Origin of the sequence: Listeria tempestatis (genome assembly GCF_963575625.1) — a bacterium.
GTDB classification, from domain to species: Bacteria; Bacillota; Bacilli; order Lactobacillales; family Listeriaceae; genus Listeria; species Listeria tempestatis.
The window spans coordinates 120,360-144,656 of the sequence record NZ_CAUYTK010000002.1 but is presented as its reverse complement, the minus strand read 5'-3'; the positions used below and the strand labels follow the sequence as shown (position 1 = coordinate 144,656).

General features: G+C 39.7%; 24 protein-coding genes. 14 read left to right on the top strand and 10 right to left on the bottom strand.

Annotation, left to right across the window (positions count from 1 at the left end; translation table 11 throughout):
• Positions 1-8 precede the first annotated feature (8 nt).
• The gene (locus R8923_RS03380; protein WP_485871349.1) at positions 9-566 is read right to left on the bottom strand and encodes an NUDIX domain-containing protein; all 558 of its coding nucleotides are present in this window, start codon (positions 564-566) and stop codon (positions 9-11) included.
• A gap of 221 nt (positions 567-787) precedes the next feature.
• Between R8923_RS03380 and R8923_RS03375 the strand changes: the two genes are divergently transcribed.
• On the top strand, positions 788-1,435 hold the full coding sequence (locus tag R8923_RS03375) for a 5-bromo-4-chloroindolyl phosphate hydrolysis family protein (protein WP_485871348.1): 648 nt from the start codon (positions 788-790) through the stop codon (positions 1,433-1,435).
• Positions 1,428-2,621, top strand: a complete 1,194-nt coding sequence (locus R8923_RS03370; RefSeq protein ID WP_485871347.1) for a toxic anion resistance protein — start codon at positions 1,428-1,430, stop codon at positions 2,619-2,621. The genes R8923_RS03375 and R8923_RS03370 overlap by 8 nt, the downstream gene beginning before the upstream one ends.
• 20 nt (positions 2,622-2,641) lie before the next feature.
• Here R8923_RS03370 and R8923_RS03365 read toward each other — a convergent pair whose 3' ends face one another.
• From R8923_RS03365 to rnz, 4 genes are all read right to left on the bottom strand, one after another.
• A complete protein-coding gene (locus tag R8923_RS03365; protein ID WP_485871346.1) occupies positions 2,642-3,154 on the bottom strand; it encodes a GNAT family N-acetyltransferase in 513 nt (170 codons plus the stop codon).
• Positions 3,155-3,168: 14 nt separating this feature from the next.
• On the bottom strand, positions 3,169-4,239 hold the full coding sequence (gene dinB / locus R8923_RS03360) for a DNA polymerase IV (protein ID WP_485871345.1): 1,071 nt from the start codon (positions 4,237-4,239) through the stop codon (positions 3,169-3,171).
• Positions 4,240-4,329: 90 nt separating this feature from the next.
• On the bottom strand, positions 4,330-5,121 hold the full coding sequence (locus R8923_RS03355) for an SDR family NAD(P)-dependent oxidoreductase (RefSeq protein ID WP_485871344.1): 792 nt from the start codon (positions 5,119-5,121) through the stop codon (positions 4,330-4,332).
• 9 nt (positions 5,122-5,130) lie between these two features.
• Positions 5,131-6,045 (bottom strand): ribonuclease Z, encoded by a 915-nt coding sequence (rnz, locus tag R8923_RS03350; RefSeq protein WP_485871343.1) that lies wholly within the window; start codon positions 6,043-6,045, stop codon positions 5,131-5,133.
• Between the two features lie 233 nt (positions 6,046-6,278).
• Between rnz and zwf the strand changes: the two genes are divergently transcribed.
• Positions 6,279-7,760 (top strand): glucose-6-phosphate dehydrogenase, encoded by a 1,482-nt coding sequence (zwf, locus tag R8923_RS03345; protein WP_485871342.1) that lies wholly within the window; start codon positions 6,279-6,281, stop codon positions 7,758-7,760.
• A 64-nt stretch (positions 7,761-7,824) separates the two neighbouring features.
• On the opposite strand, the gene R8923_RS03340 is transcribed toward zwf, so the two are convergent.
• Entirely contained in the window at positions 7,825-8,562 is a 738-nt protein-coding gene (locus tag R8923_RS03340; RefSeq protein WP_485871341.1) for a uracil-DNA glycosylase, read from the bottom strand.
• Between the two features lie 145 nt (positions 8,563-8,707).
• Here R8923_RS03340 and R8923_RS03335 point away from each other — a divergent pair, with 145 nt between their 5' ends.
• Both R8923_RS03335 and R8923_RS03330 read left to right on the top strand, forming a co-directional pair.
• A complete protein-coding gene (locus tag R8923_RS03335; RefSeq protein WP_485871340.1) occupies positions 8,708-9,139 on the top strand; it encodes a YueI family protein in 432 nt (143 codons plus the stop codon).
• 17 nt (positions 9,140-9,156) lie between these two features.
• Positions 9,157-9,294, top strand: a complete 138-nt coding sequence (locus R8923_RS03330) for a hypothetical protein (protein WP_485871339.1) — start codon at positions 9,157-9,159, stop codon at positions 9,292-9,294.
• Here the strand turns inward: R8923_RS03330 and R8923_RS03325 are convergent.
• Together R8923_RS03325 and R8923_RS03320 are read right to left on the bottom strand one after the other, a co-directional pair.
• On the bottom strand, positions 9,271-9,738 hold the full coding sequence (locus R8923_RS03325; RefSeq protein ID WP_485871338.1) for a DUF6884 domain-containing protein: 468 nt from the start codon (positions 9,736-9,738) through the stop codon (positions 9,271-9,273). The two genes, R8923_RS03330 and R8923_RS03325, sit on opposite strands and share 24 nt — an antisense overlap.
• On the bottom strand, positions 9,735-10,256 hold the full coding sequence (locus R8923_RS03320; protein ID WP_485871337.1) for a GNAT family N-acetyltransferase: 522 nt from the start codon (positions 10,254-10,256) through the stop codon (positions 9,735-9,737). Before R8923_RS03320 ends, R8923_RS03325 begins: the two co-directional genes overlap by 4 nt.
• A 637-nt stretch (positions 10,257-10,893) precedes the next feature.
• On the opposite strand from R8923_RS03320, the gene ilvD reads away from it, so the two are divergent.
• The 9 genes from ilvD to ilvA are packed head-to-tail and all read left to right on the top strand — an operon-like array spanning position 10,894 to position 21,716.
• Positions 10,894-12,585: a dihydroxy-acid dehydratase gene (gene ilvD, locus R8923_RS03315; protein ID WP_485871336.1), complete on the top strand. Its 1,692-nt coding sequence runs from the start codon at positions 10,894-10,896 to the stop codon at positions 12,583-12,585.
• A 15-nt stretch (positions 12,586-12,600) separates the two neighbouring features.
• Complete coding sequence (gene ilvB / locus R8923_RS03310) at positions 12,601-14,307, top strand: biosynthetic-type acetolactate synthase large subunit (RefSeq protein ID WP_485871335.1); 1,707 nt, start codon at positions 12,601-12,603, stop codon at positions 14,305-14,307.
• Between the two features lies 1 nt (position 14,308).
• Positions 14,309-14,797: an acetolactate synthase small subunit gene (gene ilvN, locus R8923_RS03305; RefSeq protein ID WP_485871334.1), complete on the top strand. Its 489-nt coding sequence runs from the start codon at positions 14,309-14,311 to the stop codon at positions 14,795-14,797.
• 42 nt (positions 14,798-14,839) lie between these two features.
• Positions 14,840-15,850, top strand: coding sequence for a ketol-acid reductoisomerase (gene ilvC / locus R8923_RS03300; RefSeq protein ID WP_485871333.1), 1,011 nt, complete (start codon positions 14,840-14,842; stop codon positions 15,848-15,850).
• 38 nt (positions 15,851-15,888) lie between these two features.
• A complete protein-coding gene (locus R8923_RS03295) occupies positions 15,889-17,421 on the top strand; it encodes a 2-isopropylmalate synthase (protein WP_485871332.1) in 1,533 nt (510 codons plus the stop codon).
• The gene (gene leuB / locus R8923_RS03290; RefSeq protein ID WP_485871331.1) at positions 17,422-18,495 is read left to right on the top strand and encodes a 3-isopropylmalate dehydrogenase; all 1,074 of its coding nucleotides are present in this window, start codon (positions 17,422-17,424) and stop codon (positions 18,493-18,495) included.
• Entirely contained in the window at positions 18,476-19,873 is a 1,398-nt protein-coding gene (gene leuC / locus R8923_RS03285) for a 3-isopropylmalate dehydratase large subunit (RefSeq protein WP_485871330.1), read from the top strand. Before leuB ends, leuC begins: the two co-directional genes overlap by 20 nt.
• Positions 19,851-20,432, top strand: coding sequence for a 3-isopropylmalate dehydratase small subunit (leuD, locus tag R8923_RS03280; RefSeq protein ID WP_485871329.1), 582 nt, complete (start codon positions 19,851-19,853; stop codon positions 20,430-20,432). The genes leuC and leuD overlap by 23 nt, the downstream gene beginning before the upstream one ends.
• A 15-nt stretch (positions 20,433-20,447) precedes the next feature.
• The gene (gene ilvA, locus R8923_RS03275) at positions 20,448-21,716 is read left to right on the top strand and encodes a threonine ammonia-lyase IlvA (protein WP_485871328.1); all 1,269 of its coding nucleotides are present in this window, start codon (positions 20,448-20,450) and stop codon (positions 21,714-21,716) included.
• A 46-nt stretch (positions 21,717-21,762) separates the two neighbouring features.
• Here ilvA and R8923_RS03270 read toward each other — a convergent pair whose 3' ends face one another.
• Both R8923_RS03270 and R8923_RS03265 read right to left on the bottom strand, forming a co-directional pair.
• Positions 21,763-23,064 carry a pyrimidine-nucleoside phosphorylase gene (locus tag R8923_RS03270; protein ID WP_485871327.1) on the bottom strand — a complete coding sequence of 434 codons (1,302 nt, stop codon included), beginning with the start codon at positions 23,062-23,064 and terminating at the stop codon, positions 21,763-21,765.
• A gap of 104 nt (positions 23,065-23,168) precedes the next feature.
• Complete coding sequence (locus R8923_RS03265) at positions 23,169-24,170, bottom strand: LacI family DNA-binding transcriptional regulator (protein ID WP_485871326.1); 1,002 nt, start codon at positions 24,168-24,170, stop codon at positions 23,169-23,171.
• Positions 24,171-24,297: the final 127 nt, after the last annotated feature.

Genomic DNA, 24,297 nt, shown 5'->3' with positions numbered 1-24,297 from the left:
CAACCTTTTTAATATTCCTCTTCTTTTAATTGTTCTAACTCTAAATACTGAACCGCAAACATCGTTTTAGCATCGCAAATAGAAGCTTCTTCAATTAATTGTTTTGCTTCATCTAAAGTGACCTCTAGCACATTAATAAATTCATCTTCATCCTGTGTTAAAGGACTTTTTTGTTTGTGCAAACCTCGTGCCACATAAATATGTATTATTTCATCAGCAAAGCCTGGTGCGGTATAAAAAGAAGTTAATAGCTCCATACTACTTACCTTATAGCCTGTTTCTTCCTCTAGTTCACGCCTTGCAGTTTCTTCTTTTGGTTCATTTAATTCCATCTTACCTGCGGGAATTTCAACTACTGTTTTTTCCAATGGTTTTCGGTATTGTTCAACCATAACAATTTTCCCGTCATGTGTAAGTGGAATAATCCCCACAGCTCCAGGGTGTTTAATAAGCTCTCTTTTTGCAGTTTGACCATTTGGAAGGCGCACGTCTGCTACGGAAAGTGCTACAACGCGCCCTTTAAAAATAATCTCTTCACTAATTGTTTTTTCTTCTAAATCCTTCAATTAGAGCACCTTCTTTCTTTTTGTATAGTTTAACATAAAACTAGGTCCGATATGAATTTACATCGCACGACTGATAACATCATTTCTTCAATTATGGTATGATGAAGTCAAATCAAACTTCCTTTCTAAAAAGAAAAAATCTAGTATAATGAAAGTAAGTAATCCCTTGTGATTACATAAATTTATTTTTTAGAATAGGTATCTGAAGGAGAAGATAAACAATGACTACATTTAAAAAAATTATGGCGTTTACAGGTTCTATTTTTATCGTCATCGTGTTATTCGGTATTCTTTCAGCCATCTTAAAAAGTAGCTGGCTTCTGATTGCTTTGATCACCATTGCTGTAGCTTCCATTCTGTTTTTCTTTTCTGCAAAAGCAGGTGACCAAGCTTTAACCGAAAAGACAGGCTTAACGAAAAAAGAATTCAAATATATTCGTTCAAACTTAGAAGAAGCGCGTCTTAAAATTATGCGTCTTCAAAAAATCATGTCTACAAATAAAGGTCTATACTCTTTTCAAGAACGCAACAAAACGCTTCAACTTGCAAAAAGAATCTATGGAATCGTAAAAGATGAGCCAAAACGTTTTTATGAAGCAGAAGATTTCTTCTTCTCTCATCTTGATTCACTTGTAGAACTCACCGAGAAATATGCTTTTCTTGAAAGCCAACCTGTTAAAGACAAAAAAATCTATCAAACTTTATCTGACACTCGCTCACTCTTAAATGATTTGAGCCGCGTGATTGAAAAGGACTTGTTTACACTCCTTAATCAAGATGTTAACAGTCTTGATTTTGAGCTTGAAGTTGCTAAAAACTCAATTTCAAAACAAAAACAAAGGTTTGAAAGGAGCTCGAAACATGAGTGAGAACAGTGAAAAAAAAGAATTAAATCAAACTGAATTACTTGAAAAAGATATGAATCATACATTAGATGATTTACTTAGCAATCCATTTGGAATGGATGATACAAAAAACACTAGCATTATGAATAGCGAAAATGATGCGGCGCCTCGTCTCGTTGATATGCTTCCAGAAAACAATAAGCGTCAAGCGCTTGAACTAAGCAAGCAAATTGATGCTGGAAATCAAGCCGCCATTCTTGGATACGGCGCACCTGCCCAAGCAAAACTTCATGACTTTTCACACTCTATGCTCGCCCATGTGCAAAAGCAAGATGTAGGTCCAATTGGGGACATTATTAGTGATTTGATGTTTCGTTTACAAGAAGCCGACCCAGATGAGCTTGCGGCGCGCAATAAAAATATTTTCACAAAAATGTTTCACCGTGTGAAACAATCGATTAATGAAATCACATCAAAATATCAAAAAATCGGCACGCAAATCGACCGAATTGCTTTAAAATTAGAGCATTCGAAAAAGCGCTTGATGGAGGATAACTCTTTCTTAGAGCAGCTTTATGATAAAAATAAAGATTACTTTCAAGCTTTAAATATTTATATCGCAGCTGGCGAATTAAAACTTGAAGAAATTAATGATAAATTATTGCCAGAACTTCGTAAAAAAGCGGAAGAAACTGGTGATCAAATGGATTTTCAAGAAGTGAATGATTTGACGCAATTTGCTGATCGTCTTGAAAAACGTGTGCATGATTTAAAACTTAGTCGCCAAATTACAATTCAACAAGCGCCGCAAATTCGTTTAATTCAAAATACGAACCAAGCGCTAGCTGAAAAAATTCAGTCCTCTATTATGACAGCTATTCCGCTTTGGAAAAACCAAGTTGCCATTGCATTAACCCTTTTGAGACAGCAACAAGCAGTTGAAGCACAACGTCAAGTTTCTGAAACAACAAATGAGCTTCTAAAACGCAATGCTGATATGTTGAAAACAAATGCGATTGAAACTGCGCGTGAAAATGAAAGAGGTATCGTAGACATCGAAACACTTAAACATACGCAATCTAGCTTAATTGAGACACTTCAAGAAACACTTAAAATTCAACAAGAAGGCCGTGCTAAACGTGCTGCTGCAGAAAAAGAACTCGTTTCTATGGAGCAAGAACTAAAGGAACGCTTAATCGAATTACGTTAAAAAAACAAGGCTTTGATTTTTCAAAGCCTTGTTTTTAATATGCGATACATAAATGTTACAGCATGAAATTGGTCATGAACGCGGAAGAAATCAGGGTACTCCCCCGCCACAATAAAATCAAATTTTTTATATAAAAGAACAGCAGCTTGATTGTCGCTCACCACTTCAAGTGTTAACATGTGCAAACCAGCTATCTCTGCAGAATGGATTAGCTGTTTAAGCATTTGCGAACCAATTCCTTGTCCCCAAAACGCTTTTTTTACAGAAAGTGAAATCTCTCCGCGATGCGCCAACCGCTCTTTTGCCGGGACAATCACAAGCCCAACGCTAATTAATTCATCCTTTTCATAAGCTACAAGCATACAAGCTTTTTCATGATTAAAAAAATCTTGGATGATGGCTTCTTCCTCTTGTTGGGCTACTAAAAATTCATTTTTTCCAAAAGTTAAAAATGATGTTTCTCCCCCTACACAATTAAAATAACGGATGATGTTTTCGGCATCCTTTTTTTCTGCAACACGAATTATAGCCATAAAATCCCCCTTTTTTAAATACCTTCTAGGCGTAAGTTTTCAAAATGAATGGGTTTTAAATTTGTGACGGTCAGCCCAATTAGACGAATGGCTTCCTTCCCGTCGTAGACATCATTTAGTAGCGCGGCTCCGGCTTCGTAGATTAATTGGCGATCATGGACATAGTCTGTAAGTGTCATTCGTTTTGTTATCGTTGTAAAATCACTATATCGTAGCTTTAAGATTACCGTTTTCCCGTGCTTTTGGATTTTAAGTAGGCTCGTTTCAATCTTTTCCGCAAAACGCATTAAACTCTTTTCAAGCACAGCTTCGCTCACTATATTTCGTTCAAAAGTGGTTTCCTTTCCAACTGATTTTCGGTCGCGATGTGGATTCACAATATTATTCGAACGTCCTCGCACGTGGCGATACAAATAGTAACCGTGTTTATGGAACTCACGAATCAAATCCCATTCACTCCACGCTTTCAAGTCCTTACCTGTTTTAATACCTAAACGATGCATTTTTTCGGAAGTTACTTTTCCAACTCCGTAAAATTTATCAATTGGGATGGTTTCTAAAAAAGACTCTGCTTTCTCTGGAGGAACAACAGTTAGTCCGGCTGGTTTCTTGTAATCAGATGCAATTTTAGCAATAAATTTATTATAGGAGACTCCGGCAGACGAAGTGAGTCCTAATTCATTGTATATCGCGTATTGGATTTCCCTTGCGATAAGTGTTGCAGAAGTCATATTCTTTTTGTTCTCAGTCACGTCTAAATAGGCTTCGTCTAGTGATAGCGGCTCAATGATATCCGTATAGCGTTTAAAAATCGTCCGAATTTGGCTAGAGATTTCCTTGTAATGCTCCATATTGCCATGAATAAAAATGCCTTCCGGACAAAGCTTAGCCGCTTGTTTAGTAGGCATCGCTGAGTGCACACCAAATTTACGTGCTTCATAAGAACAAGTTGCAACAACGCCGCGCTTGTTTGGATCTCCCCCTATAATAAGCGGCTTCCCGCGATATTCAGGATGGTCTCGTTGCTCAACAGAAGCATAAAATGCATCCATATCAATATGAATTATCTTTCTGCTCACGTCCATTTTAAACCACTCCCTAAAAAACGAACATTTGTTCTTTTTTATTATACCAGAATTCTAAATTTTTTCAAGAAAAAAACGCCTTGTTTGGCGTTATTTCTTCATAAAGGCGTTACGTCCAAAAAACTCAACAATACTCGGAATCACTTGATAAATTCTTGTTCCCAAATTCATTAAAAATGGTAAATTTACTTCGCGACGATTTTTCCCAATAATTCGGATTGTTTTCTTAGCAACTTCTTCTGGTTTTAAAACGAAAAATCCCACGCTTTTTAAATATTCCCCTGATTCATCTGCAATATCAAAAAAATGGGTCGCAATTGGTCCAGGATTTATCGTTGTCACCTTAATATTATCCGCTTTCAGTTCCATTCGTAACGCATTTGAATAGCCCAAAACAGCAAATTTAGTGGCTGCATACGCACTCGATTTCGGCGTAGCAATTTTACCCGCTTGGGACGCAATATTCACAATATGTCCATTTTGTTTTTCTTTGAAATGTGGAATAAAAAGTTGCGTCAAACGAATGAGTCCTAACACATTCGTATCAAACATTGATGAAACTGTTTCAAAAGGCGTATTTTCTGCTGTTTCAAATAAGCCAAAGCCAGCACAATTGATTAGCACATCAATATCGTCGTCATGCAAAATTTCTTTCATAATTTGTTCCATTAAAAGAAAGTCTGTCACATCGAGCGGGTAGACAGATGCATTTACTTGAAAGTTACTTTTAATGCGCGCACTAATTTCTGACAGCTTAGCCGCATTCCGCGCAATCAAAATCACATTTGCTCCCGATTCCGCTGCATAATTAGCCAAATTTTCACCAAGACCGCTTGATGCACCTGTTATTAAAACCGTTTTTCCTTTCAAAAAAGAATTCATCTTTGCCTCCTAAATATTAAAACTAGCAAAATCCTCGGCGATATCAGTATTTGGAAATAATTCGCGCGCCTCATCGCGTAGTTGTAAGCTCGCTTCCTTGTCATAACGTGAACTAATATGCGTCAAAATAAGATGTTTAGCCTCAGCCGTTTTCGCAAGCCTTGCCGCATCTAGTGATGTTGAATGCATATATTCTTTTGCCATTTCTTCCTTAGATGCTTCAAACGTCGCTTCATGTACAATAATATCAGCGTTTTCCGCAAGCGCTCGTTCATTTTCTTGTGGCCTAGTATCACCAAAAATCGTAATGATGCGCCCTTTTTGTTTTGGCCCGATAAATGCAGCACCATCAATTACCCGACCGTCAGGAAGCGTTACTTTTTTTCCCTGTTTTAATTCCTGATAAAGTGGTCCTGCTGGAACGCCAGCCTGTTTAAGAGCAGCTGCATCAAGCGTCCCTTGCTTATCCGCTTCAACCAACCGGTAGCCAAAGCTAGAAATCCCGTGGTCAAGCTCATCACAAATTACTTTCCACTGATTGTCGCAAAAAATTTCTCCTGGTTCAATTTCTACGACCTGAAGTGGATAGGTCAAATGAGATCCGCTAATCTCCAAAGAATTTTGAATATAGGCTGTTATGCCCGCTGGACCATAAACAGTTAATTCCGTTTCCCCACCTTGAAATGAACGGCTACTTAAAAGACCGGGCAAACCAAAAATATGGTCACCATGTAAATGTGTAATAAAAATTTTTTCTAGTTTACTTAGTCGAATTGAGCTGCGAAGAATTTGATGTTGCGTCCCTTCCCCGCAGTCAAACAGCCAAACCGCATTTCGCTCATTTAACATGGAGATGGCGATAGATGTAACATTACGATTTTTTGAAGGCACTCCCGCACCTGTTCCAAGAAAAATAAGTTCCACTTTTCTCCCAACTTTCTAAATCAATATGTTCCATTTTATCATACTCCATCAAAAATGAAATGAATTCTAGAAATAAAACGGTTTCATTTAATTCTTACATTCTTTTTCTGGTTCAAACAGTTGCACAAACAAACTTTAATGGATAAAATAGTATGGAGCTATAGAGCTTTTTGTGCTCGAATGGATTTATGTAATCCTTGTTAATGCAGAAACGAGAAAGAGGGTAAGTGCGTATGACAGATAATTTAGAACAAAAAGCTTTGATTACAATTTTTGGCGGTACGGGAGATTTAGCAAATCGAAAACTTTACCCTTCGCTATATCATTTATTTAGCAAAGGCTATTTAAAGAAAAATTTTGCTGTAATTGGGACTGCACGCCGGGAATGGAGCAATGATTTCTTTCGCGATAAAGTGAAAGAATCCATCCAAGATATTGTCTCTTCAAGTGCTGAAGCAGATGAATTTGCTAGTCATTTTTACTATCAGTCGCATGATGTCACGAATAAAGAGTCTTACGTTTCGCTTAAAACACTGTCTGATGAGCTTGATCAAAAATATGATTTAGCTGGTAATCGTATTTTCTACTTAGCAATGGCACCAAATTTCTTTGGTATCATTGCAAGCCGTATCAAATCTGAAGGCTTTGTTGATACGAAAGGTTTCCATCGTTTAATTATTGAAAAGCCATTTGGGCATGATTTAGAAAGCGCCCAGGAATTAAACGATTCCCTTCGTGAAGCATTTCATGAAGATGAAATCTATCGTATTGACCATTACTTAGGTAAAGAAATGATTCAAAATATTTCTGTTATTCGTTTTGCTAATTCTATTATTGAATCACTTTGGAATAATCGTTATATTGATAATATTCAAGTTACATTAAGTGAAGTTTTAGGTGTTGAGGACCGTGGACGTTACTATGATGAAAGTGGTGCACTCCGTGATATGGTTCAAAATCATATCTTGCAAATTGTTTCCTTACTTGCGATGGAGCCGCCTATTAAACTTTCTACAAAAGAAATTCGTCATGAAAAAGTGCGGGCATTACGTTCTCTTCGTGTTTATGAAGGCGAAGAAGTATTGGAGAACTTCATCCGCGGGCAATACGGTTCCGGCCATGCCTTTGGTAAAGAATTAAAAGGTTATCGTGAAGAAGATAATGTCGACCCAGAATCTAATACTGAAACATTTGTGGCTGCTAAATTACTCATTGATAATTTCCGCTGGACTGGAGTTCCTTTTTATATTCGAACTGGAAAACGTTTAGCAGGTAAAGCTACACAAATTGCCATTCACTTTAAAAATGTTCCAATGAACCTGTTTGGTAGTGACATGTCACTAGGTGGCAACGTACTCGTCATTCATATTCAACCAAACGAAGGGATCACCTTACATCTTAATGTTAAAAAGCCTGGGCAAGGTATGGATACCATGCCGGTTAATTTAAACTACGCCCATTCTTCACCGGACGGGATGAATACACCTGAAGCTTATGAAAAACTTATTTTAGATTGCTTACGTGGTGACGCTACTTACTTCTCGCATTGGGATGAAGTGAGCTTATCTTGGAATTTCATTGATCATGTAGCAAATGTTTGGAAGAATACGTTGGGACATTTCCCCAACTATAAACCAGGCACAATGGGACCAGATGAAGCTCATGAATTGCTCGCTAAAGACGGATTCAGCTGGTTTAAGGTTCACGAAGAATAAAAAACATTACATCTACAAAAAACGAACTTTTCTTGATTTGAAAAGTTCGTTTTTCTTTTAATATTTAGCTATTAATATCTTGTAATGCCCAATCAATTTTTCCACGCCCAGACTCCTCCAAAAAATCATTCACTTTTGAGAATGGTTGACTCCCAAAAAAGCCTCCACGAGCTGCAAGTGGCGATGGATGTGTGCCTTTAATTAAATAATGTTTGGGGTTTGTAACTCCTTCTGCTACCTTTTGAGCATGATTTCCCCAAAGAATAAATACAAGTGGTTCTGGATAGTCATTTAATACCGCTAGCACTCTTTTGGTAAACGTTGCCCAGCCATATGATTTATGGCTACCAGCTTTTCCTTCCTGAACACTCCAGCTTGTATTCATCATCAAAACACCTTGCCTCGCCCAATCAGCCAAATAACCGTGATTTGGCGCATCAATATTTAAATCTGCTTTTAATTCTTTATACATGTTTCGTAAGCTTGGCGGAACTTTTTGCCCCGGTTTAACCGAGAAACTAAGACCATGCGCTTGCCCTTCTCCGTGATACGGATCTTGCCCAATAATGACCACTTTTGTTTTTTCATAAGGACATAATGTAAAACAGGAAAACATATCTTCTTCAGGTGGATACACATTTCCTAAAGAACGCGCTGCATCAACTTTTTCCATCAGTTCAGAAAAATATGGCTCCTTTCTTTCCTGCTCTAAAAATTCACTCCAGCTTTTCACTAAGCTTACACCTCTTACTTTCTTTTTTTGGCTAAAATATATACGCCAAGCATATCTTTTAAGCCACATTTTAAGTATTATTTTATCTCAATTACAGTGATTATATCATAAATTAGAAATAAAAAAACAACGCATAAATGAGCCATTCAAGCTTGAATTTAAAATGCTACATGCTAAAATGAAAGAGAATACTCTTAAAAGGAGCAGTTGTAAAATGGCTGATAATTTACAAGACTACATCGAAAATGGATTATATGGTCCAAAGGAATTAAATCCAGCAGAAAAAAAGAAATTTTTAGGGACTTACCGAGAACGCGTTATTGTCGCTTTAAATAAAAATGAGGTGCTCTCTAAAAATATGATACCTGAACTTGAAAAAAAAATTCTCGCCTATAAAGACTCCAAGCTACTTTTAAATGGTTCACTTGGATATTCACTTCTTAGGCCGTACATCCAACTTGCAGAGCAAAACAAACATGAGTTTTCCATCGTATCACGCGAAGAAGATGACACGGATATTTATCTTGTCTTAGCGGATAAAAAAGAAGTAAATATCGAAGACGTCCAATTACATGCGGAGCAAAAGGAAACCGAAAAAATCGAGAAACGCTCCCTTTTAGACAAGATTAAAGAAATTTTAAATTAGCTTAGGAGGTCTTAGGTATGTTACACACAATTGTTGTTGCATTATGTATACTAATGCTAATCCAATCACTTTACTTTTTCATTCGGAAAAATGTCAATATGGGCGTGCTTTTTTTATTAATTACAGCCGCTTTATTTATGCTTAGCCGAATCTAAAGCTTGATTAGATAAAATGGCTTGTTTTAATTTCGCCTGCATAACGCCAATTCCCGAGTAGCCAATGAGAGGCTGCAAAAGCTCTTTTTCAAAATCAGTAATTTGTTCCAGAAGCGGACCATATTTTTTGCCACCTAAAATGATGACCGGCTCCTCATCTCCAACATTCAATGCGCGCCACTGCGCTTTTAATGCGGCAAGTTGAATTGTATCATCTGTAACGCCGTTTTGATTGAAACGAACATCATACGTTTTTGCTACGGTATCATTTGGGTGCAAAAATCCGTATTTTGGGGACAAAATGACATAATCATCAGCAAATTTTTCTGCATAAGCTTGGCAGAGTTTATGAAACGTTCCAGTATATGCTTTTTTCGCCTCACAAGAACCATATTTTGGATTTTTATCCCATATTTTAGGTTTTCCTGAAGGAATTATCATCATGCCTTATAAAGCTCCCAAAGTGTAATTTTTCCGCTGAGTTGCATTTCATCATGCCCTTCCTGGTATTTAAACCCCGTCCTTTTTAAAACTTGTATGGATGCTTCATTATGCTCAAACGACCGCGCAAAAATGCGGGTTATTTTTTTTTGTGCAATTAGCCACTTCACCATTTCAGATAATGCTTCTTGCATGTATCCATAACCTTGATAGCTTTCTACAATACTGTAGCCAAGTTCAATTTCCCCCGTCTCATCAGGATTCCCCTGACCTCCGATTTCGCCAATAACAATTCCTTCTTCTTTCAAAACTATGAGTCTTGTCCATTTGGTCATTTCTGGATTGTTTTTCACATTTTCAAGAACATAGGGTAAATAAAAAAAGAAGTCAATGCCTGGCCATTCCTCCGAAACATCATATCCCGTCACTTTTTCAAGCTCTGAAATCCCTTTAATCGTGGCCTCAATCATTTCAAATGAATATTCAATTAAAAGCAAACGTTTTGTTTCCAAAGGTTCCATCCTCTTCCCTTGCTTTCCTCATCAAATTTACTAATTTAAACTTATCAAAAAATGCTTCACTTGTATACTTTTGGCGTCTATCGTGATAAAAATATAATAATTCTAACATAAAAGTAAAACTATTCTGTTTTCTTTTCGATCTTCCTCTCTTGAAAACGTTTTCTTTTAAGTTATAAGTGGATTGTTATACCTGGTACTAATTTATCATTTTCTTTCTCTCATTTATTGAATCGTCTAAACTGACAGAAAATTTTCAAATAACTGTTGACTTCTTTGAGCAACACGTTTATATTTAATTATAACATTACATCACTTGCTAGTTTTAAAGCTTTGATGTGGTAAATTATGAATGCAATATCCCATTTTATTTAGAAGGAGTTAATGACCATGAAACAAGTACCATTTAATGCCGTCATTACAATTTTATTACTTTAGCAGGACTTTGAATTCGCCTTTTCAAGCGGTTTCGAGTCCTGTTTAGAGTTACTAAATGGGATTCTTTCAAAGCATCCCATTTTGTTTGGAACAAAATTGGGGTGCTTTTTCTTTTGGAAAGATGAGCAGCACATTTTATTGTTTAGTAAATTCATAAAATTCTGCTTAGGAAAATTATGGATAGTGGAAAAGGGGTAGGAAAATGCGAAGTGATAAAATCAAAAAAGGTGTTGAACAAGCACCAGCAAGAAGTTTACTACATGCAACAGGGCAATTAAAAAGTCCAGGTGATATGAATAAGCCATTCATTGCAATTTGTAATTCTTATATTGATATTGTTCCTGGTCACGTGCATTTACGTGAACTTGCAGATGTGGCAAAGGAAGCTATTCGCGAAGCTGGCGGTATTCCTTTTGAATTCAATACAATTGGTGTGGATGATGGGATTGCGATGGGACATATCGGTATGCGCTATTCCCTACCGAGTCGGGAAATCATTGCGGATGCAGCTGAAACCGTCATTAATGCACACTGGTTTGACGGCGTGTTTTATATTCCGAATTGCGATAAAATTACGCCTGGAATGTTACTCGCATCCGTTCGGACAAACGTTCCTGCCATTTTTTGCTCAGGTGGCCCAATGAAAGCTGGCCTTTCTGCAACAGGAAAAGCTTTAACACTCTCCTCCGTATTTGAAGCAGTTGGTTCCTTTAAAGAAGGTTCGATGTCAAAAGAAGAATTTTTGGATATGGAAGCAAATGCGTGCCCAACTTGCGGTTCCTGCGCTGGAATGTTCACAGCAAACTCGATGAACTGCTTAATGGAAATTCTTGGACTCGCTCTCCCTGGGAACGGAACAACACTTGCCGTATCAGATGACCGGCGCGAATTAATTCGGAAATCGGCTTTTCATTTAATGGATTTAGTTAAAAAGGACATTCGTCCAAGAGATATTGTCACGAAAGAGGCAATTGATGATGCGTTTGCGCTTGATATGGCGATGGGTGGTTCTACAAACACGGTACTTCACACGCTCGCGCTTGCGAATGAAGCGGGCATTGATTATGAGCTTGAGCGCATTAATGATATTGCTTCTCGTGTACCCTACCTTTCAAAAATCGCCCCGTCTTCCGCCTATTCGATGCACGATGTTCATGAGGCTGGTGGCGTTTCTGCCATTATTAAAGAACTTGTAGAGCTTGATAACGCGATTCATCCCGACCGAATTACGGTAACAGGTAAAACGATTCGAGAAAATGTTAGGGATGCAGGTATTAAAAATAAAAAAGTGATTCATCCAAAAGAAGATCCATATAGTCCTGTTGGTGGATTATCCATTCTTTTTGGTAATATCGCACCAAAAGGCGCTGCAATTAAAGTTGGTGGTGTCGATCCTTCTGTTCAAGTGTTTAAAGGAAAAGCCATTTGCTTTAGCTCACACGATGAGGCTGTTGAAGCTATTGATAACCATACGGTAAAAGAAGGTCATGTAGTGGTGATTCGCTACGAAGGTCCAAAAGGTGGTCCTGGGATGCCAGAAATGCTTGCACCAACCTCCTCTATCGTTGGTCGTGGACTTGGTAAAGATGTAGCACTTATTACAGATGGAAGATTTTCTGGTGCAACTCGAGGAATTGCAGTAGGTCATATTTCACCAGAAGCAGCAGCAGGTGGACCTATCGCTCTTGTTCAAGACGGTGATGATATTATTATTGACTTGCCAAATAGAACACTAAATGTGGATGTATCAGATGCTGAACTCGAAGCTCGTAAAAAAGCGCTTCAGCCTTTCAAAGCAAAAGTAAAAACAGGTTATTTAGCTCGTTACACAGCGCTCGTAACATCAGCTCATACTGGTGGTGTTATGAAAATTCCTGAGGATTTATTAGATTAAAATGAGGTGATGAAGATGCTGAAAAACGAAGTAAGCGATAAAGTTGCAAAAACGGGCTCCGAACTGCTAATTGATGCCTTAAATAAACAAAATGTAGAGATGATTTTTGGCTATCCAGGTGGCGCTGTTTTACCGCTTTATGACGGATTTTACGACTGTAATATTCCTCATATTTTAGCGAGACATGAACAAGGTGCAATTCATGCAGCGGAAGGCTATGCAAAAGTAACAGGAAAGCCTGGCGTCGTTGTCGTAACGAGTGGACCTGGTGCTACTAATGTATTAACAGGAATTGCTGATGCCATGAGTGATTCAATTCCTTTAGTTGTTTTTACTGGCCAAGTTCACACACCCGGAATTGGTAAAGATGCCTTCCAGGAGGCGGATATGATTGGGCTTACGATTCCAATTACAAAATATAATTACCAAGTTCGCGATGTACGCGACTTACCGCGAATTGTAAATGAGGCCTTTCACATTGCTACAACTGGTCGAAAAGGTCCTGTTGTCATTGATATTCCAAAAGATATTGGCATTGCACAGACTGATACGGTGCATCCGGATACGATTGATTTACCAGGGTATCAACCTACTTATTTGCCCAATCCGCTACAAGTGGAAAAATTGATGAAGGCTCTTGAAAAAGCGAATAAACCTCTCATTCTAGCAGGTGCAGGTGTGAATCATTCTCGGGCAACTGCTGAACTATTAGAATTTGCAGAAAGTTATGAAATACCAGTTGTTAACACACTCCTCGGATTAGGCAGCTTCCCTTCTGACCATGAACTTTTTCTTGGTATGGGAGGCATGCATGGCTCTTATGCCGCAAATATGGCGTTAACTGATTGCGATTTACTCATAAATTTTGGCTCTCGCTTCGATGATCGTTTAGCTAGTGCACCAAAGGAATTTGCCAAACACGCTATCATTGCACATGTTGATATTGATCCAGCGGAAATTGGAAAAATTATTCCAACGCAAATTCCAATTGTTTCAGATATTCAAGAAACGCTCCAGCAAATTTTAAAAATTACTTTACCAAATAAGGAAGATACAACACATTGGCATAAGCTAAATATGACGCGAAAAGCAAGGCATCCTTATTCATATGACCGGAAACAAAATGCTACGATTAAACCACAAAAAGTGATTGAATATATTGGTGAGTTGACAAACGGCGAGGCTCTTGTTGCAACGGATGTGGGGCAACATCAAATGTGGGTGGCACAATTTTATCCATTCCAATTTGACCATCAAATTATTACAAGTGGCGGTCTTGGCACGATGGGTTTTGGCATTCCAGCTGGGATTGGTGCAAAACTTGCTTTCCCAAATAAGACGGTTGTTGCTTTTGTTGGAGATGGTGGATTTCAAATGACATCACAAGAACTGGCCATTTTAAATGAATATGGAATCGCACTTAAGACGGTTATTTTAAACAATGGTTCGCTTGGAATGGTTCGACAATGGCAGGAAAAATTTCACAATGAGCGCTTTTCACATTCCATTTTCCAGAGTCAACCTGATTTTGTAAAACTTGGCGAGGCATACGGCGTCAAGAGTGTACGCATCACAGAGCCTGATGAGCTTTACGAAAAACTGCGCGAAGCTTTTTCATACGATGGTCCTGTTGTCCTTGATGTTCATATTGCAAAAGATGAGCTTGTGTTGCCGATGGTGCCAAGCGGGAAACCGAATCATCAGATGGAGGGAGTCGAGTAAGATGCGCAGAATTATTACGGCAACGGTGAACAATGCTTCTGGTGTTTTAAACCGAATCACAGGGGTTATCTCGAGGCGACAATATAATATTGATAGTATTTCTGTTGGTTGGACGGAAACGCCAAATGTATCACGGATTACTATTGTTGTTCATGTTGACTCACTTTATGAAATTGAGCAAGTGACAAAGCAGTTAAATAAGCAAATCGATGTTTTAAAAGTCAGTGATATTACAGATGATCCACATATTGAGCGTGAGTTGGCGCTTGTGAAAATTAACGCCCCTGCCCCTGTTCGTGCAGAGCTAACTGCTGTGATTGAACCTTTTCGAGCGACGGTTATTGATGTTGGGGCGAAAAGTGTTGTTATTCAAGTAACGGGGACAAGTGAAAAAGTAGATGCCTTTGTTGATGTTGTTAGACCATATGGAATTAAGCAAATGGCAAGAACGGGTGTGACTGGCTTCACGCGCAGCCCGAAAAAAATTTAGGTAATGAATTATCCTATAGAAAAAAATTTGGAGGTTAGGAAAATGACAAAAGTTTATTATGAAGATGCAGTAAAAGGAAATGCTTTAGAAGGAAAAACGGTTGCAGTTATTGGGTATGGTTCGCAAGGTCACGCCCATTCACAAAATTTACGTGATAATGGAAATAATGTGGTTATCGGTATTCGTGAAGGTAAATCGGCAGAAGCAGCAAGAAATGACGGATTTAAAGTATATTCTGTTAAAGACGCTGCTGAAAAAGCAGATGTTGTCATGATTCTACTTCCTGATGAAACACAAGGGGAAATTTATGAAAATGAAATTAAGCCTGGGTTAGAAGCTGGTAATGCGCTTGTTTTTGCACATGGCTTTAACATTCACTTTGATGTGATTACGCCACCAAGTGATGTGGATGTATTTTTAGTAGCACCAAAAGGACCTGGACACCTTGTTCGTCGTACATTTGTTGAAGGCGGTGCAGTCCCTGCTTTATTTGCAGTTTATCAAGATGCGACAGGAAATGCCCGTGATGTTGCATTATCCTATGCAAAAGGTATTGGTGCAACACGAGCTGGAGTCATTGAAACAACCTTTAAAGAAGAAACAGAAACAGATTTATTTGGCGAACAAGCCGTTCTTTGTGGTGGCGCTACGCACTTAATTCAAGCAGGTTTTGAAACACTTGTAGAGGCTGGTTATCAACCAGAACTTGCCTATTTTGAAGTGCTCCACGAAATGAAATTGATTGTTGATTTAATGTATGAAGGTGGCATGGAAAAAATGCGCCATTCCATTTCGAATACTGCGGAATACGGTGATTACGTATCTGGTCCCCGTGTTGTAACAGCGGATACGAAAAAAGCGATGAAAGAAGTACTGACGGATATTCAAAACGGGAACTTTGCAAAAGCTTTCATTGATGATAATAAAAATGGCTTTAAAGAATTCCACCGTCTACGCGCAGAACAAAAAGGGCATCAAATTGAGGAAGTGGGCGCGAATTTGCGTAGTATGATGCCGTTTGTAAATCCTAAGCAAGTTGAACAAGTGAAATAATTTTGCTCCATCAAATAAATCAAATGAGGTGAAATCGAATGAAAAAAATCCAGTTTTTTGACACTACACTTCGCGACGGCGAACAGACCCCTGGAGTAAATTTTGATGTAAAGGAGAAAGTCAGAATCGCCTTACAACTGGAAAAACTTGGTGTAGATGTCATCGAAGCCGGTTTTCCGATTTCTTCTCTAGGTGATTTTGAATGTGTGAAAGCCATTAGTCAAGCCGTTCAAACATCTAGCGTAACTGGTTTAGCACGTTGCCGGGAAAAAGATATTTTGCGCGCACATGAGGCATTAAAATACGCAAAAAATCCGCAGTTGCATATTTTCCTAGCGACAAGCGACGTCCATATGGAATACAAACTCAAAATGACTAAAGATGAAGTTTTAGCTTCTATCAAACACCACGTTACTTTTGCGAGAAAGCTATTCGACGTTGTTCAATTTTCGCCAGAAGATGCGACGCGGACCGACCGGGCATTTCTAATTGAGGCCGTACAAACCGCCATTCATGCTGGTGCGAAGGTAATTAATATTCCAGATACAGTTGGCTATACGAACCCTACTGAATTTGGCCAACTGTTTCGTGATTTGAAAGAAAACATTGCAGAATTTGATGATGTAATTTTTTCCTCACATTGCCATGATGACCTTGGAATGGCTGTTGCCAATTCTCTAGCGGCAATTGAAAATGGTGCGCGCCGAGTTGAAGGTGCCATTAATGGTATTGGCGAACGCGCGGGCAACACCGCACTGGAAGAAGTCGCTGTAGCACTCCACATTCGAAAAGACTTCTACCAAGCAGAAACAAATATAACACTTGACCAAATTAAAACGACAAGTGACTTAGTAAGCCGGCTTTCAGGCATGCCAGTTCCACGCAACAAGGCGGTTATTGGTGGCAATGCCTATGCACATGAATCTGGTATTCACCAAGATGGTGTGCTAAAAAATCCAGATACGTATGAAATTATCACACCAGCGCTTGTCGGTGTTAAAAAGAATTCACTACCACTTGGAAAGCTTTCTGGGCGTCACGCCTTCATCACGCGCATGGAGGAACTCGGCTACTCGCTTTCGGAAGTGGAACAAAATGAAGCTTTTAAACAATTTAAAAATCTTGCGGATGTTAAAAAAGAAATTTCCGAGGCTGACTTGCATGCTTTAGTGGCTGGTCAAGCGGCTGAAACAGCGGAAACTGAAACGCTCACGCACCTGCAAGTGCAATACGTGACTGCTGGTGTTCAGTCGGCCGTTGTAAGAACTGAGGGTGAAAACGGCATCAAAGAAGATGCGGCTACTGGAGCAGGAAGTATTGAAGCGATTTATAATACAATTAATCGCCTGCTAGACCAAGAAGTGACACTTGTTAATTATCACATTCAAGCGATAACACCTGGACAGGACTCACAAGCGGAAGTTCATGTCGTGATTCAAAATCAAGCTGGTCAAACGATTCACGGAATTGGCATTGACCATGATGTTCTAACTGCAAGCGCCAAAGCCTATTTAAATGCAAGTACGAAAAAAATATCAACATCAGAAAAGTCATTTGAGGAGGCGCGTTAGATGGAGTACAAAATTACAGCTCTTCCAGGCGACGGGATTGGTCCAGAAATTATGGCAGCTGGACTTTCCGCTTTAAAGGAAATTGAAAAGCAGTTTGGTCACATATTCCAAATTACAACTTGCCCGTTTGGCGGGGCAGCAATTGATTTAGCGGGAAAACCTCTACCTAAAGAAACCTTGACTGCCTGTTTAAATGCTGATGCCATTTTGCTTGCAGCTATTGGTGGCCCAAAGTGGGATGATGCAACTAATCGCCCCGAGGAAGGTTTACTTGCGTTACGGAAATCACTCGGTTTGTTTGCAAATATTCGTCCAGTACAGGTGTCTGAAAGTATTAGTCACCTCTCCCCTTTAAAACAAGAGATTGTTCAAAATACTGATCTTGTGATTGTTCGGGAATTAACTGGTGGACTCTATTTTGGAGAACCAAAACGGTTTGATGCTAACAGTGCAGTTGATACGCTACTTTATTCTGCTGATGAAGTTCGGCGAATTATCGTTCAGGCATTTGAGATTGCTCAGAAACGTAAGAAAAAAGTGACTTCTGTTGATAAAGCAAATGTACTTGCCTCGAGTAAATTGTGGCGTCAAATTGCTGATGAGGTTGCGGTGAGCTATCCAGATGTTATGCTCGAGCACCAATATGTGGATGCTTGTGCGATGCATTTAATTCAAAATCCGAAGCAATATGATGTTCTTGTAACGGAAAACATGTTTGGCGATATATTAAGTGATGAGGCTTCCGTTTTGTCTGGTTCACTAGGGATGCTCCCATCTGCAAGCTTTGCTGAAAATGGACCTTCTCTTTATGAGCCCATTCATGGTTCAGCTCCTGATATTGCTGGTCAAAATGTGGCAAATCCGATTTCAATGATTTTATCAGTTGCGATGATGCTGCGGGAATCTTTCTACTTGGAAGCTGAGGCGCGCGCACTTGAAACCGCTGTAAGTGAAACACTACTTGCCGGGTTTTATACAAAAGATTTAAAGGGTGAAACGAGTACGACTATCTTTACGAAAGAAGTGCTAAAACGAATTAAAGGAGGCGTTACACATGGGAAAGACGTTATTTGACAAGTTGTGGGATCGGCATGTAATTTACGGCGAAGTTGGTGAAGTTCAGTTATTATATGTGGACTTACATCTTATTCATGAAGTGACTTCTCCCCAAGCGTTTGAAGGACTTCGCATGTCTTCTCGTCAAGTAAGACGTCCTGATAAGACGTTTGCAACAATGGATCACAATGTTCCAACAGAAGATATTTTTAACATTCAAGACTTAGTCTCAAAAAAGCAAATTGAAGCTTTGCAAAAAAACTGTCGCGACTTTGGTATAACTCTTGCCGATGTAGGGTCCGAGCGACAAGGAATTGTGCACATGGTAGGCCCTGAAACAGGACTCACGCAGCCTGGAAAACTAATTGTTTGCGGTGATTCACATACAGCGACGCACGGGGCTTTTGGTGCCATCGGCTTTGGAATTGGTTCAAGTGAAGTGGAACATGTCTTTGCAACTCAAACTATTTGGCAGCAAAAACCTAAATCAATGGGCATTGAAATTACTGGGGAACTTCAACCTGGCGTTTATGCGAAAGATATTATTTTGCATTTAATTGCTACTTACGGTGTTGCTTTTGGAACTGGCTATGCGATTGAATATTTTGGTGAAACCATTTCTAAGCTCTCGATGGAAGAACGCATGACTATTTGTAATATGGCCATTGAAGGTGGGGCAAAAATGGGCATGATGGCACCCGATCAAACGACCTTTGATTATGTTTACGGGCGTGAATATGCGCCGCAAGATATGGAGGCAGCTATTCATGATTGGCAAACGCTAAAAACAGATGATGATGCAACCTATGATTTGCACATCCAAGTTGATGTTTCTAAACTAGAGCCATACGTCACATGGGGAACCAATCCTGAAATGGCTGTTCCCATTTCGCAACCTTTTCCAGCGATTCAAAATAGTAATGATGAACGCGCTTATTCCTATATGGGGCTAGTCCCAGGCGCTCGCGCTGAAGATATTGAGCTTGGATACGTCTTTATTGGTTCGTGCACGAACGCACGGATATCTGACCTTGAAGAAGCGGCTAAAATCATTGCGGGACAAAAAGTTAAGCCGGGAATTCGTGCACTTGTCGTCCCGGGTTCGCGCAAAGTCCGTTTTGAAGCAGAAAAGCGTGGTTTAGATAAGGTGTTTAAGGCTGCCGGGTTTGAGTGGCGCGAGCCTGGTTGCTCGATGTGTCTTGGAATGAATCCCGACCAAGTTCCAGAAGGTGTGCACTGCGCTTCAACTTCTAACCGTAATTTTGAGGGGCGTCAAGGAAAAGGTGCTAGAACGCATCTCGTCTCCCCTGCTATGGCCGCTGCTGCGGCTATTCACGGCAAATTTATTGATGTTAGAAAGGAGGCGGTCACTAGTGGAAGCCATTCAAATTCATAAAGGGCAAACCGTTGCTCTCATGAATGATAACATTGACACTGACCAAATTATTCCAAAAACCTTTTTAAAGCGGATTGAAAAAACTGGGTTTGGTGAATTTTTATTTGACGAGTGGCGTTACTTGCCAAATCGCAAACTAAATCCTGAATTCCCGTTAAATGCGCCTGATAGACAACATGCGACAATTTTAGTGACTGGTGATAATTTTGGCTGCGGCTCATCTCGTGAACATGCCGCTTGGGCACTACTTGATTACGGCTTTCGGGTTATCATTGCCGGTGGCTACAGCGACATTTTTTATATGAATTGCACTAAAAATGGTGTACTTCCTATTGTTTTACCTGCTGTAGCACGCGCGAAACTGGCCAAAATTTCCTCCGAAGAAGAAATTATCATTGACTTGCCAAACCAAGAGGTGAGAAGCTCTGTCGGTCAATTCTCATTTGCAATCGACCTCACTTGGAAAGAGAAATTTTTGAACGGACTTGATGATATTGCTATTACACTTGAACATTTAGATGCTATTTTAGCATATGAAGAAAAAATGGAAACCAAATAGAAAGGTTGTGAAAAAATGGAACTGGCTGATGTACTCGTATCAAAATCCGATGTTTTAAAAGCACATGAGGTGTTAAAGCACATTGTAAAACGGACACCGCTCGAACTAGATCCGTACCTCTCGCACAAATATAATTGCCAAGTTTTCTTAAAACGCGAAGATTTGCAGTGGGTTCGCTCCTTTAAGCTTCGCGGCGCCTACTACGCCATTCATTGCCTAAAGGAGGATGAGCGTACAAAAGGCGTCACATGCGCAAGCGCTGGCAATCATGCACAAGGCGTCGCTTATACATGTCAAAAATTGGGGGTAAAAGCAGCCATTTTCATGCCCACAACTACGCCAAATCAGAAGGTTTCGCAAGTAAAATTTTTCGGTGGTGAATTTGTCGATGTCATTTTAACTGGCGATACATTCGATGCATCTGCAGAATCAGCCAAAGCATATTCCAAAGAAAATGGAACAACTTTCATTGCACCGTTTGATGACCTTGACATTATTGCAGGTCAAGGTACGCTTGCTGTTGAAGCCTTCGAAGACCTCGAAGCGGCTGATTTAAAAGCCGATTACGTTTTCGCAGCTATCGGCGGTGGTGGCCTAATTAGTGGGATTTCAAGTTTTTTCAAAGCAGTTAGTCCTAATACGAAAATAATTGGCGTTGAGCCAAGCGGTGCACCTGCAATGACTGCTGCACTTGAAGCCGGTAAAGCAGTAAGCCTCCCTAAAATCGACAAGTTTGTAGACGGGGCGGCTGTAAAGCAAGTCGGCGAACTCACCTTTAAACATGCTGAGAAGTTTATTGATGGTTGCCTTTCGGTTCCTGAGGGCGAAGTTTGCCAGACGATTCTTGAGATGTACACTAAGCAAGCGATTGTGGCAGAACCGGCGGGTGCCTTATCTGTTGCGGCGCTTGAACATTATAAAGCTGAGATTGAAGGAAAGACGGTTGTCTGTGTGGTGAGCGGCGGTAACAACGATATTAATCGCATGCAAGAAATTGAGGAGCGTTCACTTCTCTTCCAAGGTTTAAAGCATTATTTCATTGTAAATTTCCCGCAACGCCCTGGTGCACTGAAGGAATTTGTTGGCGAGGTGCTTGGACCGCATGATGATATTACGAAATTTGAATACACGAAAAAAGTAAATCGTGGTAATGGTCCTGTCATCATCGGTGTTCTGCTAAGTCATAAAGAAGACTACCCTGCGCTGCTTGAACGGATGGGCATTTTTGACCCAAGTTTCATTCCCATTAACGATAACCAAACTTTATATACTCTTTTGGTTTAAAAAAAGCGTTTGGGGCAAAATTAGATTTTGCCCCAAACGCTTTTCATTATTCCGTGATAATTTTATGCACCAATTTCGGCGCTTCCGCCTTTTCAGAAATGTGGATGTTCGCATAAATTTTCTCTATAACATCTGTCACATTTTCCTTGTTACTAAAAATGGTCACGAGTGATTCCCCAGCCTGGACAGCATCGCCAACTTTTTTTCGCAACATAAGTCCAGCAGCTAAATCAATTTCATCTTCTTTCGTCGCGCGCCCAGCACCTAAGATCATTGCGGCTATACCAATTTCGTCTGCGACAATTTCGCTCACAAAACCACTTGTTTTAGCAGACACTTCGATTTTATATCTTGCTTGCGGCAATTTTTCGGGCGAGTCCACAACACTTGCATCGCCACCTTGATTTTTTAAAAACTGTTTAAATTTCTGCAGCGCCTGTCCATTTTCCATGACAGCAAGCAATTTTTGACGGGCCTCTTCTAAACTTTCCGCCTGGTTGGCTAAAACGACCATTTGACTTCCTAGTACTAAAACAAGCTCAGTTAGATCTTTTGGCCCCTCCCCTTTTAAAGTGTCAATCGCTTCTTTCACTTCAAGCGCATTCCCAATTGCATAGCCAAGCGGTTGTGACATATCAGAAATGACAGCCATCGTATTTCGCCCAACATTATTTCCAATGCGGACCATCGCCCGCGCTAAGTTTTCGGCATCTTCATCTGTTTTCATAAAGGCACCCGCGCCAGTTTTCACATCCAAACAAATTGCATCCGCACCCGCAGCAATTTTTTTACTCATAATCGAACTTGCAATAAGTGGAATCGAATCTACCGTCCCCGTCACATCTCGAAGCGCATATAACTTTTTATCGGCAGGTGTTAAATTGCCAGACTGCCCAATGACAGCCACTTTATCGCGATTTACAAGCCGAGTAAAGGCATCTTTTGTTATTTCAACATGAAAACCATCCACTGCTTCTAATTTATCAATCGTACCGCCAGTATGCCCTAAACCACGACCAGACATCTTTGCAACTGGGACGCCAAGTGCCGCAACAAGTGGAGCTAAGACGAGTGTTGTTGTATCACCTACACCGCCTGTAGAATGTTTATCCACTTTTATGCCATGAATAGCTGATAAATCAATCGTTTCACCAGATTTCACCATCGCCATTGTCATATCCGCACATTCATTATCAGTCATATCTTCAAAATAAATTGCCATGAGTAAGGCACTCACTTGATAATCGGGAATATTTCCCGCTGTATATTCCTCAATGAAAAAATAAATTTCAGCCGTCGTAAGCTCATGCCCGTCCCTTTTCTTGGAAATAATATCCACCATTCTCACGCTAACCACTCCTTATTTGGTATCGGTTACATTTTTAGTAAACCGTTTTACTTTTGACTAAAACTATCAGATATTTTCACTATACTTGAGGCTACCGAGTTCTGTCAAATCTTTTTTGTACTCCCCCGCTTTACTAGCGTTAAATCTAATAAGCGATTTTTCATTTTTTCTTCTGGGTAAGCAATTTTTCTTAAGAGGAATTCGGCTGCAATTGCGCCAATCTCGTAGATGGGCTGACGAATGGTTGTAAGTGGCGGCGACATAAATTCCGAAAGCTCGATATCATCAAAGCCAATGACTGACAAATCATCTGGAATTTTAATCCCCTTATCAAAAAGAAAGCGATAAAGTCCAACAGCCATTAAATCATTGGTCGCAAATACGCCCGTTACACCGCTTTTAAGCAACTTATCACCCGCAAAAAATCCGCCTCGCATGGTTTGGTCCCCTGTTGCAATCCAGTCCTCCTGTACGGTTATCCCTGCCTCTTCCATACATGCTAAATAGCCTTCATAACGTTCAAATACATTATAAAATGAGTTATCCGAAATAATGATTCCAATTTTTCTATGACCGAGTTCAAGTAAGTGTTTAGTCGCCTTATAACCACCCTCATAGTCGTCAACAGCAATTCTTCCTTCTTTTTGTTCGTTTCGTTGCCGATCAAGTAAAATATAGGGTTTCTTTTTTTCACGCATGCGCTCAAAAACTTCAGAGGCTAAAATATTCGGACTTGCAATGATAAGTCCGTCCACAGCTCTGTGCAGGAGTTCCTCCACATACCTGTCTTCACGTTCTTTATCATTAGAAGAATTACAAAGCATAATCATATAATCATGCTGATTTAAATAATCCTCTGCCCCTTTTACCATTTGCGAAAAAAAAGCGTCTGTTACTTCTGGAACAACCATACCAATTGTATTCGTATGGTTTGTAACCATATTTTTAGCAAAAAAGTTCGGTTTATAGGCCATATCTTTGGCTGTTTTTAGAACACGATTTTTAGTTGCCTCACTAAACCTGTCCCCTTTTCCATTTAAAATTTGCGAAATCGCCGTAATTGAAACACCCGTTTTTTCCGCAATCTCCCTAATTGTCACACTCATGCCGTCCCCTCGCTTCTTTCAACGCTCTTCTTCATCATACACTAAAGCCATAATCGTTGCAACGTCAATAATGTAAACGCATACGGTTTATCAAAAAAAAGAAACATGCGAGCATGCTTCTTTCGTT

Bases quoted from the DNA above. Each gene is read 5' to 3' on its own strand.
- R8923_RS03320 (WP_485871337.1), bottom strand. From the start codon at position 10,256: ATGGAACCTTTGGAAACAAAACGTTTGCTTTTAATTGAATATTCATTT.
- zwf (WP_485871342.1), top strand. From the start codon at position 6,279: ATGACAGATAATTTAGAACAAAAAGCTTTGATTACAATTTTTGGCGGT.
- R8923_RS03355 (WP_485871344.1), bottom strand. From the start codon at position 5,121: ATGAATTCTTTTTTGAAAGGAAAAACGGTTTTAATAACAGGTGCATCA.
- R8923_RS03335 (WP_485871340.1), top strand. From the start codon at position 8,708: ATGGCTGATAATTTACAAGACTACATCGAAAATGGATTATATGGTCCA.
- R8923_RS03325 (WP_485871338.1), bottom strand. From the start codon at position 9,738: ATGATGATAATTCCTTCAGGAAAACCTAAAATATGGGATAAAAATCCA.
- ilvB (WP_485871335.1), top strand. From the start codon at position 12,601: ATGCTGAAAAACGAAGTAAGCGATAAAGTTGCAAAAACGGGCTCCGAA.
- R8923_RS03265 (WP_485871326.1), bottom strand. From the start codon at position 24,170: ATGAGTGTGACAATTAGGGAGATTGCGGAAAAAACGGGTGTTTCAATT.
- leuB (WP_485871331.1), top strand. From the start codon at position 17,422: ATGGAGTACAAAATTACAGCTCTTCCAGGCGACGGGATTGGTCCAGAA.
- ilvN (WP_485871334.1), top strand. From the start codon at position 14,309: ATGCGCAGAATTATTACGGCAACGGTGAACAATGCTTCTGGTGTTTTA.
- R8923_RS03370 (WP_485871347.1), top strand. From the start codon at position 1,428: ATGAGTGAGAACAGTGAAAAAAAAGAATTAAATCAAACTGAATTACTT.
- R8923_RS03295 (WP_485871332.1), top strand. From the start codon at position 15,889: ATGAAAAAAATCCAGTTTTTTGACACTACACTTCGCGACGGCGAACAG.
- dinB (WP_485871345.1), bottom strand. From the start codon at position 4,239: ATGGACGTGAGCAGAAAGATAATTCATATTGATATGGATGCATTTTAT.
- R8923_RS03365 (WP_485871346.1), bottom strand. From the start codon at position 3,154: ATGGCTATAATTCGTGTTGCAGAAAAAAAGGATGCCGAAAACATCATC.
- R8923_RS03330 (WP_485871339.1), top strand. From the start codon at position 9,157: ATGTTACACACAATTGTTGTTGCATTATGTATACTAATGCTAATCCAA.
- R8923_RS03375 (WP_485871348.1), top strand. From the start codon at position 788: ATGACTACATTTAAAAAAATTATGGCGTTTACAGGTTCTATTTTTATC.
- R8923_RS03340 (WP_485871341.1), bottom strand. From the start codon at position 8,562: ATGTGGCTTAAAAGATATGCTTGGCGTATATATTTTAGCCAAAAAAAG.
- ilvC (WP_485871333.1), top strand. From the start codon at position 14,840: ATGACAAAAGTTTATTATGAAGATGCAGTAAAAGGAAATGCTTTAGAA.
- ilvA (WP_485871328.1), top strand. From the start codon at position 20,448: ATGGAACTGGCTGATGTACTCGTATCAAAATCCGATGTTTTAAAAGCA.
- leuC (WP_485871330.1), top strand. From the start codon at position 18,476: ATGGGAAAGACGTTATTTGACAAGTTGTGGGATCGGCATGTAATTTAC.
- ilvD (WP_485871336.1), top strand. From the start codon at position 10,894: ATGCGAAGTGATAAAATCAAAAAAGGTGTTGAACAAGCACCAGCAAGA.